We start from the raw sequence: 17,213 nt of genomic DNA, 5'->3' as shown, positions 1-17,213 counted from the left end.
GGCACCGCCGGCCGGGGGGCGGTCGCACCCGGTGCCACGGAGGCGGGCTCCCGCCTCCCGACGCCCGGGGCGACCGGTGCCGGTGCGGCCAGGCCCAGGACCGCCAGCGCGATCGCGTCCGAGTCGCCCAGCGTCACCGAGTTCACCCCGGGCCGGACCCCGGCCGCCGTCACCCAGTGGACCGACTCGGTCGGCACGCCGTAGGCGAACCGGCGCGGATGGGGGCGGCCGTCGGCCGCCACCAGGTGGTAGGGGCGCGGGGTGACGGCCAGGCCGCCGGTCTCGTAGGCACCGTGCACGGGGTCGGGCAGGGTGAAGGGGCGGCACTGGCCGGTGGCGGCCAGGTGGCTCAGCAGCGGGTCCGTGGTCCGGCGCAGGTCCGGCTCGGGCAGCCGTGCCTCCACCAGCGCGGTCACCTCGGTGCGGGAGCCGGGCACCGCGGCCGAGTCGACCACGAACACCCCGGCCGACTCGTCCTCCCGTACCCGCATGCCGGGGCCGAGGACGTGCAGCACGCCCGCCTCCATCAGCGCCGCCATCTCCTCGATGCGGCTCGGCGGCGGCCCGATGGACAGGAACGCGTTGAGCGGTGTGTACCAGCGGTCCAGGTGCTCACGGTACGAACGGCCGGTCAGCCCGCCGTGGTCGACGACGAGCCGGACCTCGTTGCGCAGGTCCCGCAGCACGTCGAGCGCGGCCTTCACGGGGCCGTCGACATTGCCGAGTTCGGACTCGGCCAGGTCCAGGCGCAGCGTGTCCAGCAGCCACGACCGCCACTGCGCGGGATGCGAGAAGACCCGTTCGCCGTACGGCCGGGCGATGTGCTGCCAGTCCCAGCGGTCGGCCTCCTCGAAGCCGAACGCCGCCAGCACGGCCGCCTCCTCGGCGGACTGCCTGCCGGTCGCGAGGGTCGCGGCGCGGAACCGCTCCGCCGCCCGGGCGCCCTGACGATAGGCCAGCAGCGTCGTGTAGTAGACGGTCTCGACCTCCTTGGCGACCAGCGGCCACAGGTCGCGCTCGAAGTCGAGCCCGCCCCGGCCGGCGCGCTCCCGCAGTTCGGCGACCTTCGCCGGGGTGAGCAGCAACGGCTCGTGGCGGCCGTGCGCGCCCTTCTGGTTACGGCCCCGGGAGTGGTACGGCACCCCCCGGCGCGAACCCGCGTACAGCACGGGTTCACGGCCCGAGGGGCGGTAGACCAGCAGCCCGTCGCCGTCGCGTGCGAACGTGCCGCCGCGGCCCACGGTGAGCAGTGCCATGTGGTCGAAGAAGGTCAGGCCGAGGCCGCGCAGCGCGACCTTCTCGCCCGGTGCCGGCCGCGACAGGTCCAGGTCGGCCGGGTTGGCGGGCGGCACGTAGGCCAGGGCGTGCCGGCGGGCGAAGGAGGCCAGCCGCTGCTCGGTGCCGCTCGGCCGCACCGGCAGATGGCCCTGGGCCATGACCACCGCGTCCAGGCCGTCGATGCGGGTGCCGTTGGCCAGCGTGACGCACTGGCGGCCGTCCGGCCGGTCCTGCAGCCGCACCGCGCGCAGCGGGTGGACGGTGACGCTGACGTGCTCCGGGGCCGTACGGACGACCCGCCCGAACACCCACCGCAGGTAGTGGCCGTAGAACGCGCGCGTCGGATAGGAGTCCGGTGTCAGGTCGCGTGCCTCGGCCAGCACCTGGTCGTCCGGTCTGCCGCCGTCGGCCGCGGGTTCGCCCAGCAGCGCGACGCCCCGCGCCCACTCGTACAGGCTCGGGCCGGGCGCGAGGACGCCCTCCATCTCCACGCTCGCGTCGGTGAACAGGGTGACCTGCGAGGCGACGGTGTTCATCAGCAGGTGGTGCGACTGGTCGGTGCGCCACACCCGGCCGGCGCCGGGCGGGCACGGGTCGACGACGTGCACCACGACCTTCGTGTCCGGCGTGTGTTCACGGGCGTCGGCGCACAGCCGCTCCAGGACCGACAGACCCCGGGGGCCGGCACCGATGACGCAGACTTCGAGCTGCCTTTCGCTCACAGGCGTATCCGTTTCGCTGGGAAGTGGGGCCCGCACGGCTCCTCGGGGAGCCGGGACCGCGGGCGTGCCGGGGCGCGGGTGTGCCGGGCCGCGGGGTGCCGGGGCGCGGGTGTGCCGGGGCGCGACAGGGGCGCGCCGCTCGCGGTCACACGCCGAGATCGCGGCCGATGATCTCTTTCATGATCTCGTTCGTGCCGCCGTAGATGGGGTGCACCCGGTTGTCGACGAACGCCTTGGCCACCGGGGTCTCCCGCATGTAGCCGTAGCCGCCGTGCAGTTGGACGCAGCGGTCGAGCACCCGGCGCTGCACGTCGGTGGCCCACCACTTGGCCTTCGCGGCGGCCACCGCGTCGAGCCGGCCCGCGTTGTGCTCGGCGATCGCCCGGTCGACGTAGGTGCGGGCGACGTCCAGCTCGGTGGCCATCTCGGCCAGTTCGAAGCGCACGTGCTGGAAGGCGCCGATCGGCTGCCCGAAGGCGACCCGGCTCCTGCAGTACTCGAGGGTCTGCGCGAACGCGGTCTCCGCTGCGGCCACCGCGTACGCGGCGATGCCCAGCCGCTCCTGCGGCAGGTTGGCCGCCAGGTGCAGGAAGGCCCGGCCGGGCCGGCCGAGGACGTTGGCGGCCGGGACCCGGACGTCGTCGAAGAACAGCTCGGCGGTGTCCTGCGCCGCCATGCCGATCTTCTCCAGCTTGCGGCCCCGGGTGAAGCCGGGCATGTCGCGCTCCACCACCAGCAGGCTCAGCCCGCGGCTGCCCCGGCCGGGCTGGGTGCGGGCCACCACGATCACCAGGTCCGCGAGGATGCCGTTGGTGATGAACGTCTTGGCCCCGTTGAGGACGTACGTGTCGCCCTCGGGCCGGGCGGTGGTGCGGATGGCCTGCAGATCGCTGCCGGCCTCCGGCTCGGTCATCGCGATCGCGGTGATCAGCTCACCCGAGCAGAAGCCCGGCAGCCAGCGCCGCTTCTGCTCGTCGGTGGCGAGATCGAGCAGGTAGGGCGCGACGACGTCGTTGTGCAGCGCGAAGCCGATGCCGGTCGCGCCGACGCGCATGACCTCCTCGCTGATGATGGCCTGGTAGCGGAAGTCGCGGACGCCGGCGCCGCCGTACTCCTCCGGGACGTCGATGCCGAGCAGGCCGAGCTTCCCGGCGTGCCGCCACACCTCGCGGTCCACCAGGCCGGCCCGCTCCCAGCCGTCGTGGTGCGGCACGATCTCCCGCTCCACGAAGTCCCGCACCATCGCCTGGAAGTCGCGGTGCTCCTGGGTGAGTTCGCTCTCACGCATCCCGCTCACCCCGTCCCGCGCCGGCCGCGGCGGGCGCCGTGCGGTGGATGATCTGCTCGACGGTGCCGGTGCAGGCGCGGACGCCGTGCTGCACGAAGCGGACCTCGGCGACGGCGCGCCGGGTGGAGCAACTGGTCAGCTCCGTCTCGATGCTGACCGGTCCGGGTACCAGCGGGGCGTGGTAGTCGACGGACAGACCGGCGGTGAGGAAACCGGAGCCGTCCGGCAGCGCGGACAGCATGACCAGCCCGGCGAAGTGGTCGACCAGGCAGGCGATCCAGCCGCCGAAGACCACCCCGGGGGTGAGGGTGAGCTGCTCCGCGAACGCGGTCTCACAGGTGATCAGGCCCGGCAGCCAGGAGGTCGCGGGTGGCAGGGCGAGGGTGTGGGCCGCCGGCGGGTCGGCCACCGTGCCGTCGGCCAGTCCGGCGAGCACCCGGCGGCCCCGGGTGTCCGCGCCGGCCGGCGCGAGCCCGCGCAACCGGGAGGGACGAGTGGGCGGCGGTGTGGTTTCGAGCATGCTGACATCTCCGGCATTTCGGCGATGGACGGTGAACAGGGGCCGGGCGGGGTGGGCCGCCGCCGGTCCGGAGACGGGGGATTGCTCCGGGGCGGCGGCGGCCCGGCTCACGGGGCGGGGACGGCGCCGTCCAGCGGACCTGCGCTGCCCAGCGGACCGGCATCGTCCAGCGGACCGGCATCGTCCAGCGGACGGGCGCTGCCCAGGTCGACCACCTGCTGGATGTCGCGGCGGCGCAGCTCCATCTCGTGCTGGGTGAGGGCGTCGACGGCGGCCTTGTCGTCCAGCGCGCGCAGCGCCTCCTCGTCGACCTCCTGGAAGCCGAGGACGCCCATCTTGGCCAGCGCCTCCTGCACGCGCGGCCCGAACATCCCGATCTCCTTCAGGCCGGGCACGATCCGCATGAACACCAGGCGCCGGAACTCCCGCTTGGCGGGCGAGCGCCGGGACGCCTTGATGGCCTCCTCGCCGTACCCGAGCGTGTTCCAGATCTCGTCGTCCACGTACCGGTCGCGCAGCGCCCAGCAGCCCTCGACGACGAAGTCCTCGCGCTCCCGCAGCTCCGCCTCGGACAGCTGCGGGTAGTAGGCGCGCAGCAGCAGCCGGCCGAAGGCGACGTGCCGGGCCTCGTCCCGGGCGACGTACGCGCTGAACGCCCGGGCCAGCGGGTCCTTCAGCCGCTCGCGGTGCACCCCGAAGGTGGCCAGGCCCATGTTCTCGACCAGGATGTGGGCCGCCAGCACGCCGAAGTCCCAGCGCGGTTCGCGCATCGCGTGCTCGAACATCGCGGAGATCGACGGCGACAGCCCGTAGCGCAGGCCGATCTTGGTGTGCAGGAAGCGGTTGAAGCCCTCCACGTGCCGGGCCTCGTCCATCAGCTGGGTGGCCGCGTACAGCTTGGAGTCCAGGTCCTCGACGGTGAGCAGGATCTTGCCGACCGCGATCAGCGCGGCCTGCTCGGAGTGCAGGAACTGCGAGTACAGCCAGCCGCTGCTGTGCCGGCGCACGACGCGCCGCTCGCTCTCGGGCAGCCGGTCCCACAGCTTGGAGCCGGCGATCGAGATGAACTCGTCGGGCAGGCCCAGCGGGTCGTCCGGGTCCACCTCGTGGTCCCAGTCCAGCCGCTCGTCCATGTCCCACTGACGCTGCTTGCCCTGCTTGTACAGCCGTACGAGCTTGTCGTTGCGCTGGTCGTAGTCCCACTGGATCACGGCGTTGCCGTGGACCGGGACGGCCCACTGTCCGGCGAGGTCCGTCAGTACCTCGGGACGGGTGTAATCGGCGGTGGTCATACGGTCTGCTCCCTGTCGGCGGTGAGCGTCGTGCGGGCGGTCTCGCGCAGGTCGGCGCGCAGGGCCTTGCCCGCCGGATTGCGCGGGATGCGCTCCAGGGGCAGGAAATGGGTGGGGCGTTTGTAGGCGGCGAGCCCGTCGACACACAGCTCCAGCAGCTCCGCCGGGTCGAACCGGTCGGCCGTCACCGGCTGGACGAACGCCACGGGGGTCTGGCCCCACAGGTCCGACGGCAGCGGCACGACGACCACGTCGGCGACGTTCGGGGACTGCCGCAGCACGTGCTCGATCTCGGCCGGGTACACGTTCTGCCCGCCGCGCAGGATCAGGTCGTTGCGGCGGTCCACGACCCACACCCGGCCCGCGTCGTCGACGCAGCCCAGGTCGTGCGTGTTGAGCCAGCCGTCGCGCAGCACGTCGGCGGTGGCCTCCGGGTTCTTCCAGTAGGTCTGCATCAGGCCGTCGCCGCTCACCTGGATCTCGCCGACGACGCCCCTGGGCACCTCCCGCCCCTCACCGTCGGTGACGCGCAGCCCGGCGCCCAGCATCGGCACGCCCACGCACACGGCTCCGGGCACCGGCGGTTCGCCGGCCGGGGTGCCGGGACGCGACGTGAGGACGGGGCCGCCGCCCTCGGTGATCCCGAAGATGGTCTGCAGCTCGACCCCGAGCCGTTCCGCTGCCTCGCGGGCCAGTTCCGCGGGCATCGGGGCGGCCCCGTGCAGCAGCAGCCGCAGCCGGGACAGGTCGGTCCCGGCCAGGCCCTTGGTCTGCAGCAGCAGCCGCACCATGGACGGCACGAGGAAGGCGTGCTCCACCTCCCAGCGCTCCAGGGCGGCCAGGCAGCCCTGCGGGGTGAACCGGTCCAGGACGCAGACCGTGCCGCCGGCCGCCAGGTGGTCCAGGGCGATCACGACGCTGCCGTGGAACAGCGGCCCCGCGTTCAGGAACACGGTGCCGGGTTCCGGGCGGACGTCGGCGAGCCAGGACAGCGCGTTGATCTGCAGCGAACGCTGGTCGACCACCACGCCCTTGGCCCGGCCGGTGGTCGCCGAGGTGTGCAGGACGAGCACCGGGTCGGCCATGCCGCTGCCCGGCTCACCGGCGAACTCCGCCTCCTCGTCGGGGAGCCCGGGCAGACCGGCGATGTCGGTGACGGGCAGCCCGGGATAGAGGTCGGCCAGCCGCGCCGCGTACGCCTCCTCGGCGACCGCCGCGGACGGCTCGACGGACTCCATGATCGCGCCGATCTCCGGGTCGGTCAGCGCCGGGTTGACCGGCACCGCGACCAGACCCGCGGCGGCGCAGGCGAGATACGTCTCCAGCACCTCGACCCGGTTGCCGCTGAGCACCAGCACCCGGCTGCCGGGCAGCGTGTCGTGACGCAGCCGGCACGCCAGGGCCCGCACGTCGCGGTGCAGGGTGCGCCAGCTGACGTCGCGCCGGCCGTCGCGCAGGGCGAGCGCGTCGGGATCCCGGTCGAGGCCGCGGCGCACCACATGGTTGAGCCACATGTCAGTTCGCCTCCGCCCCGATCAGGGAGGCGACGGCGCGCACCGAGGTGAGCCCGAGCAGTTCCTCGTCCTGCAGCGGCCGGCCCAGCTCGTCCTCCAGGCTCAGCGCGATCCGGATCAGTTCGCCCGAGCCGATGCCCGCCCGCGCGAAGTCCTCCTCGTCGCCCAGCCGGTCCAGCAGGGCGGGGTGTTCGAGGCTGCCCTTGATCAGGGTGCGCACGGTGTCCAGGGTCGTCCTCACGGCGGCGGTCATACGGTCCTCCTCGGGCGGGCGCCGACGCCGACCATCGCCCAGTAGGGCGCGGGTTCGCCGTCGAAGTACACGAGCGGTTCGGCGCTGTCCGTACGGCACGGCAGCAGCCGGTTGAAGCGGCTGCCGAAGCAGGCGGCGGCGAACTCGGGCGACTGGGCGACGCCGCGCGCGTCCCCGACGGTCGAGACGAACGCGAACACCGGGTCGAGCGACTTGTGCACGCCGTCCTCGACGACGTCGCACCACGCGTGGTCGCTGCCGAACAGCCCGAGCAGATAGCCGCGCCGGGCGGTGGCCTCCATACCCGCCGCGCGCAGCCGGTCGGCGAGCAGCCGCGAGGCCACCACGCAGTCGGCCATGCCCAGCCCCCAGGCCCGGTGGTGATCGGCACGCAGCGGCTCGGGCACCGTCTGGTAGACGACACGGTGGGAGGCGAGGCCGTCCACGACCTCGGCCCAGACCTCGTGGATGCGCGGGTCGCGCACCGTGTGCTCGGCGCCGGTCAGCCGGATGGCCGCCTGGTAGCCGTCGGCGCGCAGCGGCTCGTCGAACGGCCCGCCGTCCAGCAGCCGCACGCCCGGTGCGGACAGGTCGGGAACCCGTACGGTCAGCGCCGGCAGGTCCGCGTCCGCGGCGGGGGCCTCCGCACCCTCGCCGCCGGCGGTGCGGGACGGGTGCACGCCGATCTCCCAGTCCCGCGGCGCGAACCAGCTGGCCCGCGGCGAGGCGGCGAACCGCATCAGGAAGCGCAGGCCCAGCTCGGGCACCGTCTGGCCGGTCCCGCAGAACATGCCGATGTTCATCAGATCGTCGTAGTCGAACAGCGGCCCGCGCGCGGAGTCGACCACGTGCGGCAGCCCCTCGGCCGCGAGCCTGGCGACCTGTTCCGGCGCGGCGCGCAGGGCGCGGGCCGCGGTGGCGGTGTCGGTGTCGTAGCGGGCGACGTCCGCCGGCGCGACCCGGAACCGGTCGAGCGCGCCGAGCAGCGCGTGCGGTGCAGCGGTCTCCACGCTCATATGGCGCTGCCTTCCCGCGCCAGCCCGGCCACGAAGTCGGCGAGCTCGCGGACGGTCGCGGACTCGAAGAGGAAGTCGTCGGGGATGACGACGTCGCACTCGTCCTCGATCTCGGTGATGGCGCGCAGCGCCTTGACGGACTCGATGCCCGGCACGGCCGAGATCGGCTTGCCGGGGTCGATGGACCCTTCGGCGACGCCCGCCTGCCCGGCCAGGGCCCGTACGACGATGTCCAGGGTCGCGTTGAGGCTCACGAGTGCTGTCCTTCCGGTGCGGTGGTCTGTGCGGTCTTGTGCTGCCGGTACAGGTCGGCCGCGCCGGAGCGCTTGACCTTTCCGGAACTGGTGAACGGCAGGGACTGCGGGGAGACCGCGAGGGTCTCGACCGCGGCCAGGCCGAGGTGTTCGGCCAGGCGGGTGCGGATGGCCTCGCCGACGGCACGGGCGGTGTCGCCGGCGAGTTTCGTCTCCCAGATCACGACCATCCGCTCCTCGCCGTCGTCGTCCCAGGCGAAGGCGGCGCAGTGCCGGCGGTCGACTCCCGGGGTGGCCTTGACGATCTCCTCGACGTCCTCGGCGTAGTAGTTCTGGCCCCGCACGACGGCCATCGCCTTCAGCCGGCCCATGACGTACAGCTCGCCGTCGCGCAGGAAGCCGATGTCGCCGGTGCGCAGCAGCCCGTCCGGGGTGAACGGCTGCTCGGCGGCGGGCAGCCCCAGATAGCCGGCGGTCACCGGCTTGCCGCCGATCTGCACCTCGCCGACGACGCCCTCCTCCAGCGCGGTGCCCTCGGCGTCGCCGATGCGCACCCGCACGCCCTCGACGGGCGCGCCGCAGGACACCACCGTCCTGGTGGCCGGGCCCGGCTGGTCGGTCTCCCTGACCCGCTCACCGATGGACAGGCTGGACCGCTCCACGTCGAGGCTGCGGTACGCGGACTCCGGCACGCCGGTGCTGACGATCAGCGTGGCCTCGGCCAGACCGTAGTTGGGCTGGACGACCTGGGGGCGCAGCCCGTAGGGGGCGAAGGTCTGCTGGAACGCCTCCAGGCTGGCGAGGCGCACCGGCTCGGAGCCGTTGCCCCCGTAGCGCCAGGCCGACAGGTCCAGGCCGTCGGGGACGCCCTTGGCCGCCGCGGCGACGAGGTAGTCGTAGAAGAAGTTCGGGGCCGGCTGGATGGTGGAGCGGGACGCGGCGAACTCGGCGAGCCACTGCAGCGGGCGGCGCACGAAGTCACCGGGCTGCCACAGCGTGATGGCCGAGCCCATGCGCAGTCCGGCGAGCAGCGTGAACAGGCCCATGTCGTGGAAGAGCGGCAGCCACTCGCCGAGCCGGTCCTGCGGCGTCCAGCGGGTGCCGGCGTCGATGGCGTCGAGCCCGGCCGAGACGTTGTCGTGGCTGACGACGACACCCTTGGGTACCGAGGTGCTGCCGGAGGTGTACTGGATGACGGCGGGCGCCGCACCGCCGCCGGCCGGCTCGGGCAGCTGCGCCCGCGCGGTGGGCGGCTCGGCGATGTCGACGAACGGCAGGCCGGGGACGGCCTCGGCGACCCGCGAGACGATGCGTGCGCCGAGGCTGCCGTCGACCAGCATCGCGTCCAGCGAGGCGTCGTCGGCGATGCGCCGGACGTGCGCGGCGTAGGCGTCGGCGCCGCCGAAGGCCACCGGCAGCGCGAGCGGGACGGCCGCCGCGTCGAGGCGGAGCGCGGTGAGCAGCCCGCGCACCCACGGCTCGCCGTTGGCCATGAGCAGACCGACCCGGCGCGGGGCGCGGCCCTCGCAGGCGGTCAGGACGGCACCGGCGGTGCGCTCGGCGCGGTCGAACAGGGCGGTGCCGGAGACGGGTTCGGCCGAGCGCGACGGCGTGTGCAGCAGGGTCTCGTCGCGCAGGCCGCGGGCGAGTTCGTACCAGAGGTGCGTCATGGGGTCAGGCCCCCTTCCGGACGGTGGCGGTGCGCTGGATACGGCCGGCGAGCTTGCGCCGCAGTACGGACCGGCGGACCTTGTAGGAACCGGTGACGGGCATGGCCTCCCACTCCCAGAAGCGCACGTCCAGGTCGGGCAGCCCGGCCTCGGCGGCGACCGCCCGGAAGCGCTCCGGGTCGGGTGTGGTGCCGGGGCGCGGACAGGCCACGGCGAACACGGAGTTGTCGTCCTCGTCCTTGACCAGGACCAGTTCGACCAGCTCGGGCAGCGCTTCCAGCAGGTGGTCCTCCTTCTCCAGGAGGCTGCCGACGCCGTCGACGTGCTCGACGATGCGGTCCAGGAGTTCGAGCGAGCCGTCGTCGAGCAGCCGCCCGATGTCACCCATGGGCCACCAGGCGTCCGCGGGCGGCATGGGGTCGCCGCCGACGTAGCCGCGCATGCGGCCGGGGGAGCGCGTCTCGATGAAGCCGGGCGCGTTCGGCGGCTGCTCGACGCCGTGCTCGTCCACGATCCGGATCTCCATGCCGCCACCGGTGTGGCCGACGTTGCGCGGCGAGTACGCGGCGGACTCCTCGCGGGAGACGATGCGCAGGCAGATCGGTCCCGACTCGGTCTGGCCGTAGGCCTGGAAGTAGTGGGCGCCCGGGTGCTCCGAGGCGTTCAGCAGGGTGCGCACGGTCCGCGGGTGCATCGCGTCGAACGTGGAGATGAACCGCTCGACGTGCTGGAAGGGGCGGTCCGGGTCGTGTGCGAGGGACTCCCACTGGATGTAGACGTTCGGGTGCGTCTCGATCGAGGTCGGACGGTGCCGGAGCATCAGCCGCTTGACGTTGGCCGGGTCCGGGTCGGCGATGGCCAGTGCGGGCATCGCGGTCTCCAGCGAGGCGAGCGTGCCGGCACAGGTACGGGCGTGGACGAAGGAGAGGTGCTTGGCGTTCAGGTCCTGCGAGGAGTACTGGTCCCGGAAGATCTGGATCATCGGGGCGACCATGCCGAACAGTGAACGCGTCGAGTGCGCCGCCATCTTGGGCGCGCCGGTGGTGCCGGACGAGTGCGTGACGACGAACCACTCGTCCTCGTCCCGCGGGTCGGCGGTGTGCGCGCTGCGCTCCTGCAGCGGGACGACCCAGTCCTCCTCCGTCTCCTCCAGGCACAGCACGCCCCGGGTCAGCAGCCGCAGCGCGTGCCGGTGCTCGGCGAGCCGGGACAGCCCGAAGGAGTCGACCAGGAGGTAGGGGCGGTCCAGCCGGGCGAAGCACTCCAGGAGTTCCCCGGTCTCCATCGCCGAGGACAGCAGCGCGGGCAGGGCGCCGATCTTGCCCAGGGCGCACATCACGCCCTCCACCTCGATGTGGTTGCGCTGCACGACGGCGACGACGTCTCCGCGGCGGACGCCCCCGGCCCAGAACCGGTCGGCGTAGTCGTCGATGGCCTGCGCGAACTCGGCGAAGGTGCGGACCGGTCCGGCGTACGTGCGCCACGGCGTGTCGGAGAGGAACGGGGTGTCGGGGGCCTTCTCGGCCGCCACGGTCGGGAGGATCCCGAGCGCGGCGGTCGGCTCGGGCACGACGTCGAGCTTGAGTGCGGATATGTCGGGCATGGTGGTTCCCTCTGCTCGGCCGGGCGATGACGTGCGGGCAGCGCAAAACGCGCCCGGACGGGGCTGCTGTGCGTGGGGGATGGCGCCGGGTGCCGCTCACCGTGGGCCGGGAGCGTCCGACACAGACAAAGAGGCGGCACGCGGCCGATGCACTCCACCGGAATCCGAGTTTTTCCGGAGCGGTGTCTTCCATGGCCGGCCGGGCCGGGGCGCCGTCCGGTCCGCGCAACGGCGGAACGGACGGCGGTCACGGTCGGGCGCGGTCGCGACCCGGGGGTTGCCGCGACCGGAGCGGCCCTCGTGCGCGGGGCTCAGGCCGGCTTCGGCTCGCGGCGGATCTCCGCGCGCCGCGCGGCCCGCTCCACCATGAGCAGGCCCCGGGCGCGGCCGAGCGGACGCAGTGCCCGCTGGAACGGCCCGGCCCAGGGCTGGCGCAGCCCGCCGAGCACGGCGAACCGGGTTCCGGACCCCTCCGGTACGGCCGCCATACCGCCGACCACGTAGCGGCTCTGCATCAGGCACCAACCGGGGCGCAGCCGCACGTCGAAGCAGGCGTTGTGACCGAGGAGGCCGTACGCCCACCCCAGTTGCCGGTCACCGGTGAGCGGATCGCAGCGGAAGGCGCGCAAGGTCGGCACCAGGTGCGGCAGTTCGCCCTCCAGGTCACTCGCCACCGCCCACACGTCCGACATCGGCAGGTCCACGTGGGCGTCCGCGTACATGACCGCGTGCAGCCCCGCGGCCATGACACGCAAGCGCCGTACCGGATCGAGTTCGGCCGTCGGCCAGTCCAGGTTCATCGCGGCCACGCCTTTCGGAAGCTGTGTCGGGCACGGTGCAGCCGGGACTTCAGCGTGCCGCAGGAGATGTTGAGGATGGCGCTCGCCGTCCGCTCGTCCAGGCCCTCCAGCTCGCGCAGGACCAGGACCGCACGGTGTTCGGTGGACATGCGCCGCAGTACGTCCCGTACGTCGACGGCGAGTTCGGGGCTGCGCGGCCCGGCGATGTCGTCGAACTCGCACACCGGTGTCTCGCGCTCGGTACGGTGAGCCACCCGCACCGCCTCGCGTACGGTGATCGTGCGTACCCACGCGTACAGGGCACGCGGGTCCTTGAGCCGGGGCAGGCCCTGGAACACGGCGATCAGCGCCTCCTGTACGGCGTCGGCGCTGTTGTTCAGGGCGATCGGCCGGCACAGCCGGCTCACGTACGGGGTGAGCAGGCTCAGCAGGTCGTTGAGGGCTATGGCGTCGCCGACCTGCGCCGCTCGGACGAGGGGGGCCGCGGTGGCCCACGGATCCTCCGGCGCGGCACTCTGCCGGGACGGCGGGCCCTGCTGGCGGGCGTCCGCTCGCGCGGTCTTCATCTGTCGTTCTCCCTCCCCTGGTGGTCGACGCTCCGGCGGTGCCAGGGCGGCGTCGGTGTGGGGCCTCGATGGGAAGGAGGGGACAGAACGGCGCGGTACTCCCGCTACTTTGCGATCTTGTCCTGAATTCGGCCCCGCGGGGGCGTGCGTCGGCCGCCGTGCGCCTGCCTCCGGGGGGTCGAGGACGCCCGCCCGCGGGACTCGGCTCCGGGGCCGCGCGGGGTTTCCGTGGATTCGGATCGCGAAGCCCGTGCGGCCGTGTTCCTCCCGGCATATTTTGCTACCCACCGGTTGAGTGGTGCTCCGACTTCTTCAGCCTCCCGGAGCCCTGTGCCCGGTGCTAGGGTTGCCAGCGGTGTGCGTGAGCAGTCCCATTCGCCATCAACGGGGGTATCAATTTCATGGTTCTGCGCGACCTATGCGAGAGAACGGGAACCAGTCGCTCCAATAGGAATTCAACTGGGTACAGGAAGACTCGGTGCGCGACGTCGCCACCGGTGAACACATCGACCGGCGCATTCTCCTTCTCCCTCGCCGCCCGCGGTTCCGCGGCGGGCAGGGCGGAGCGGGAAGCGGGGACGCGGTGACGAAGGAGGGCAACACCGGCACGCTGCACGATCCGCACCTGCTGGCTCGCCTGGTCGAGGGGGCGCAGCGCGGCGACGCGCTGGCGATGGACGATCTGCTGGGCGTCCTCGCCCCCTACGTCGGCCGGATCTGCGGTCCGGTCGCCCTCCAGGACGGCGCGGACGCGGCCCAGGAGACCCTGATCACCGTCTTCCGCCGTATCCGCCAGCTCCAGGAGCCCGCGGCGCTGTTCGGGTGGGTCCGGGCCATCGCGGTGCGCGAGGCCCTGAAGTTCGCCGGCCAGCGCCGCCGGCAGCCGACGATGTCCGCGGAATGGGAGGAACCACCCGCTCCCGGAGACCTGCACCTGGCCTCCGACATCGCCGACGCCCTGCACCGGCTCACGCCCGAGTACCGGGCGGTGCTGATGCTCCGTCATGTCGAGGGGCTCAGCGAACAGGAGGTGTCCGCCCTGCTGGAGATACCGGTGGGGACCGTCAGATCCCGGCTGTTCCGGGCCAGGCAGTCATTCCGGTCGGCCTGGGGCTGACCGGGCGGCCACCCGCTTCCCGAGCCGGTCGAGCATGTCCTCCGCCCGCCGCGCGGACCACGGTCCGCGCATCCGGTCGAGCAGGCCGCCGCCGGGCAGCCGCAGGCTGGTGAAGAAGGCGAAGCGGCAGCCGTCACGGTCCTCCGTGGCGGCCATGCCGCTCGTCAGCACCTTGCCCTGCATCAGGCACCAGCCGGGGCGCAGCACGATGTCGAACTGCTCGCGGAACCCGAGGGCGCCGACCGCCTCGCCCGTCAGCCGCTCACCCTCGGACCGTGTGATGCCGAAGGTGCGCAGGCCCCCGACGATCAGGGGGAGTTCGTTCTCCAGGTCGGAGGCGACGGACCACAGCCGGTCCAGGGGGACGTCGAAACGGCGCTCGGCGAACGACGCGTGCGGCCCGGCCGCGGACGCGATGACGTGCAGACGGCGCACCGCGTCCAGTTCGGCCGTCGGCCAGCCGTTGCTCCCCGAACCGGACATCCCTGTCCCTCCCTCTGCGTCGCGAGGAGGGGCGCACCGACCCCCCGGACAGTAAAAGCATGGTAAAGCGGGGAGTGTGTCGGCGTCGCGCCGCCTCTTTGTGTCCGAGAGGCCAGGATACCGACTTCACCTCGGTCCCAGGGAGGGGTTCGGCTGAGCAGGGTGTCGCCGCCCGCCTGGCCGCTCCGCCGTGCGGTCCGGCACAATCCGGCGAACCGGGCAGGAACTCGTGCCGGTATTCACGGAATTCACCGTGCCGTCCCTTTCCTGTCCCATCAGCCAGAAACAGGGAGAATACCTCGTGCATTCGAATGAGGCGCTCCGCATTCTGCCCCGGGTTTTCGCCGGATCCGGGCCACGTATTCCGGGGGTGGGCTTCGCGGTCGCCTCCGTCCACGAGGGGCCGCCGGTCGCCGTCACCGACGAGGAACGGTGCCTGGCCCGGACGATGCCGCAACCCCGACGTGGCGATTTCCTCATCGGACGCAGCGCGCTGCACCGGGCCGTACGCGCCGCCGGGCTGACCGCGGGGGCGGTGCTGTGCGACGGACCCAGGCCCCGGCTGCCCGAAGGCATCTCGGGGTCGATCAGCCACTCCCGGGGCATCGCGGTCGCCGTCGCCGCTCCGGCCGACCGGTTCCCGACCCTCGGCATCGACCTGGAACTCGCCGATCTCCCGGTCCGCGCGGCCCACTTGGTGCTGCGCGAGCCGGAACGCCCGCTTCTCGGACCGCCTCCGACGGCGGCCCGGCGGCTGCTCACGCTCTACTCCGCCAAGGAAGCCGCCTTCAAGGCCCTGAGCCCGCTCACCGGGCCCGCCCTGCGCGGCCTGCGGGATCTGCGGCTCACCCCGGACGGCACCGGATTCCTGGCCCGGGCGGACGGACACCCCGAGCACCGGGTGCGCGTGAGCGTACGGGAACTGCCCGGAGGCGGACTGCTGTGCTGGGCGCTGCCCCACGACTGAACGCAGCCCGCCACCCGCACCACACACCCCGCACACGACGAGGCCGCACCGCCTCGGCCGCGCATGCCGCGGCGCACCGCCCGCCCCGCGCACGCCACGGCCGCCACCCCCGGCCCGCGCACGACGCGGCTGCACCGCCCGGGCCGCACACGACGCGGCCACACCCTCGGGCCGCACACGACGCGGCCACACCCTCGGGCCGCACACGACGCGGCCACACCCTTGGGACCCTTGGGCCGCGCACGATGTGGCCGCACCTTTGGGGCCCTTGGGCCGCGCACGATGTGGCCGCACCTTTGGGGCCCTTGGGCCGCGCACGATGTGGCCGCACCTTTGGGGCCCTTGGGCCGCGCACGACGCGGCCGCACCGCCTGACCCGCACACGACGACGCCGCACTTCCTCACCGACGACGGAGGCCGATGCCCCATGTCCTCGCCCGCTGTGCTCCGCTCCGCCCGGCCGCCGGCCTGGACGCCGTCCGACTGGCGACAGCGCCCCGCCGCCCAGCAGCCCGAATGGCCCGATACCGCGCTGCTGCGCCGGATCCGGTCCCGGCTGGCCGGCGCCGCACCCCTCGTGCGGCCGCACGAGATCCTCGACCTGCGCCGGGCCCTCGCAGCCGCCGCGCACGGTGAGGCGTTCGTCGTGCAACTCGGCGACTGCGCCGAGACGTTCGACACCCCCACCTTCGCCGGTGTCGCGGCCCGGGTCGGCCTGCTGCACACCACCGCCCGGACCATCGGCCAGGCCCTCGGCCGGCCCGTGATCCCGGTGGGCCGGCTGGCGGGCCAGTACGCCAAGCCCCGCTCCGCACCGACCGAACGCGTCGGGGAGCTGGTCCTGCCCTCGTTCCGCGGGCACCTGGTCAACGACCCCGCACCGGACCCCGCGGCCCGCGTGCCCGACGCGATGCGGCTGCTGGAGGGCCACGCCCACGCGCGTGACGTGCTCGCCCTGTTGCGGGAACTGGCGGAGTCGGGCATGGCGATGCCCGGCGCCCCGGCGGCCGGCGCGCCCGCCGTGTGGACCAGCCACGAGGCACTCGTGCTGGACTACGAGGAGCCCCAGGTACGGCGGGACCCGGTGACCGGCAGCCTCTGCCTGACCTCCACCCACCTGCCCTGGATCGGCGCGCGCACCCGCGACCCCGGCGGAGCCCACGTGCGGTTCCTGTCCGGTGTCGACAACCCCGTGGGGGTGAAGGTCGGCCCGGGCACCGAACCCGGGGACCTGGCCGCGCTGTGCGCCCGGCTCGACCCGGACCGCGAGCCGGGGCGGCTGGTGCTGATCTCCCGGATGGGTGCGGAGCGGGTGCGCGAGGCGCTGCCCCCGCTGGTGGCGGAGGCCGCCCGGCTCGGCCATCCGGCGGTGTGGCTGTGCGACCCGATGCACGGCAACACCTACGTCGGCGCCGGCGGTCACAAGACCCGGGACGTGGCGACGGTGGCCGCCGAGATCCGCGGCTTCTTCGAGGCCCTCCGCTCGGCCGGCGGCCGTCCCGGCGGCCTGCATCTGGAGGCCACCCCGGCCGAGGTCACCGAGTGCGTCGGCAGCGCCTCCGGCATCACCGAGCAGGATCTGCCGCGCCGCTACGAGACCGCGTGCGACCCACGCCTGAACGGCTCGCAGACGGCGGAGATCGCCGCGCTGACGGCGGAGCTGTGCGCCGCCGGGGGGTGACGAGACGCCGTGACGAGACGCCGGGGGTGACGAGACGCCGGGGATGACGAGACGCCGGCGGCCCGGCCCGCCGGCGCACGCCCCGGCCTCCCCGCCCGCCGACAGTCGGCCAGGACGTCGTCCGGTGCACTGACGCATCCACGCCGGACTCCTGCCCCGCCGACGCATCCCCGCGCCGGCCTCCTGCCC

Annotated in this window: 16 protein-coding genes; 3 read left to right on the top strand and 13 right to left on the bottom strand. The window is 73.5% G+C overall.

The features are described 5' to 3' along the window. The 12 genes from GT045_RS14980 to GT045_RS14925 form a co-directional block, all read right to left on the bottom strand. The coding region (locus GT045_RS14980) for an FAD/NAD(P)-binding protein (RefSeq protein WP_161334458.1) at positions 1 to 2,000 on the bottom strand (2,000 nt) is incomplete at its 3' end. A gap of 145 nt (positions 2,001 to 2,145) precedes the next feature. Beyond that, positions 2,146 to 3,288 carry an acyl-CoA dehydrogenase family protein gene (locus GT045_RS14975; RefSeq protein ID WP_161334457.1) on the bottom strand — a complete coding sequence of 381 codons (1,143 nt, stop codon included), beginning with the start codon at positions 3,286 to 3,288 and terminating at the stop codon, positions 2,146 to 2,148. Continuing rightward, the gene (locus tag GT045_RS14970) at positions 3,281 to 3,808 is read right to left on the bottom strand and encodes a PaaI family thioesterase (RefSeq protein WP_161291688.1); all 528 of its coding nucleotides are present in this window, start codon (positions 3,806 to 3,808) and stop codon (positions 3,281 to 3,283) included. Before GT045_RS14970 ends, GT045_RS14975 begins: the two co-directional genes overlap by 8 nt. A gap of 107 nt (positions 3,809 to 3,915) precedes the next feature. Next, entirely contained in the window at positions 3,916 to 5,100 is a 1,185-nt protein-coding gene (locus GT045_RS14965) for a diiron oxygenase (RefSeq protein ID WP_161334456.1), read from the bottom strand. Then, on the bottom strand, positions 5,097 to 6,614 hold the full coding sequence (locus GT045_RS14960) for an AMP-binding protein (protein WP_161334455.1): 1,518 nt from the start codon (positions 6,612 to 6,614) through the stop codon (positions 5,097 to 5,099). Before GT045_RS14960 ends, GT045_RS14965 begins: the two co-directional genes overlap by 4 nt. A gap of 1 nt (position 6,615) precedes the next feature. Next, entirely contained in the window at positions 6,616 to 6,867 is a 252-nt protein-coding gene (locus GT045_RS14955) for an acyl carrier protein (protein WP_161291695.1), read from the bottom strand. Next, a complete protein-coding gene (locus GT045_RS14950; protein WP_161334454.1) occupies positions 6,864 to 7,883 on the bottom strand; it encodes a transglutaminase in 1,020 nt (339 codons plus the stop codon). The genes GT045_RS14955 and GT045_RS14950 overlap by 4 nt, the downstream gene beginning before the upstream one ends. Further along, positions 7,880 to 8,137: an acyl carrier protein gene (locus GT045_RS14945; protein ID WP_161291699.1), complete on the bottom strand. Its 258-nt coding sequence runs from the start codon at positions 8,135 to 8,137 to the stop codon at positions 7,880 to 7,882. The genes GT045_RS14950 and GT045_RS14945 overlap by 4 nt, the downstream gene beginning before the upstream one ends. Further along, complete coding sequence (locus GT045_RS14940; RefSeq protein ID WP_161334453.1) at positions 8,134 to 9,807, bottom strand: AMP-binding protein; 1,674 nt, start codon at positions 9,805 to 9,807, stop codon at positions 8,134 to 8,136. Before GT045_RS14940 ends, GT045_RS14945 begins: the two co-directional genes overlap by 4 nt. A gap of 4 nt (positions 9,808 to 9,811) precedes the next feature. Further along, complete coding sequence (locus GT045_RS14935; RefSeq protein ID WP_161296929.1) at positions 9,812 to 11,410, bottom strand: class I adenylate-forming enzyme family protein; 1,599 nt, start codon at positions 11,408 to 11,410, stop codon at positions 9,812 to 9,814. Positions 11,411 to 11,721: 311 nt separating this feature from the next. Beyond that, the gene (locus tag GT045_RS14930; protein ID WP_161296931.1) at positions 11,722 to 12,210 is read right to left on the bottom strand and encodes a hypothetical protein; all 489 of its coding nucleotides are present in this window, start codon (positions 12,208 to 12,210) and stop codon (positions 11,722 to 11,724) included. Beyond that, positions 12,207 to 12,776: a sigma factor-like helix-turn-helix DNA-binding protein gene (locus GT045_RS14925; protein WP_161296933.1), complete on the bottom strand. Its 570-nt coding sequence runs from the start codon at positions 12,774 to 12,776 to the stop codon at positions 12,207 to 12,209. The genes GT045_RS14930 and GT045_RS14925 overlap by 4 nt, the downstream gene beginning before the upstream one ends. 478 nt (positions 12,777 to 13,254) lie before the next feature. Between GT045_RS14925 and GT045_RS14920 the strand changes: the two genes are divergently transcribed. Further along, positions 13,255 to 13,893 (top strand): RNA polymerase sigma factor, encoded by a 639-nt coding sequence (locus GT045_RS14920; protein WP_345942654.1) that lies wholly within the window; start codon positions 13,255 to 13,257, stop codon positions 13,891 to 13,893. Here the strand turns inward: GT045_RS14920 and GT045_RS14915 are convergent. Then, positions 13,870 to 14,376 (bottom strand): hypothetical protein, encoded by a 507-nt coding sequence (locus GT045_RS14915; RefSeq protein WP_161334452.1) that lies wholly within the window; start codon positions 14,374 to 14,376, stop codon positions 13,870 to 13,872. The two genes, GT045_RS14920 and GT045_RS14915, sit on opposite strands and share 24 nt — an antisense overlap. Before the next feature lie 370 nt (positions 14,377 to 14,746). Between GT045_RS14915 and GT045_RS14910 the strand changes: the two genes are divergently transcribed. Both GT045_RS14910 and GT045_RS14905 read left to right on the top strand, forming a co-directional pair. Continuing rightward, positions 14,747 to 15,343 (top strand): 4'-phosphopantetheinyl transferase superfamily protein, encoded by a 597-nt coding sequence (locus GT045_RS14910; protein ID WP_161296937.1) that lies wholly within the window; start codon positions 14,747 to 14,749, stop codon positions 15,341 to 15,343. 427 nt (positions 15,344 to 15,770) lie between these two features. Continuing rightward, on the top strand, positions 15,771 to 17,024 hold the full coding sequence (locus tag GT045_RS14905; protein WP_161334451.1) for a 3-deoxy-7-phosphoheptulonate synthase: 1,254 nt from the start codon (positions 15,771 to 15,773) through the stop codon (positions 17,022 to 17,024). The last annotated feature ends 189 nt before the right edge of the window (positions 17,025 to 17,213 follow it).

Origin of the sequence: Streptomyces sp. SID486 (assembly GCF_009865385.1) — a bacterium.
In the GTDB taxonomy this organism is placed as follows: Bacteria; Actinomycetota; Actinomycetes; order Streptomycetales; family Streptomycetaceae; genus Streptomyces.
Note: the sequence above shows the minus strand (reverse complement) of the source record. Positions and strands in the feature narration are given on the sequence as shown.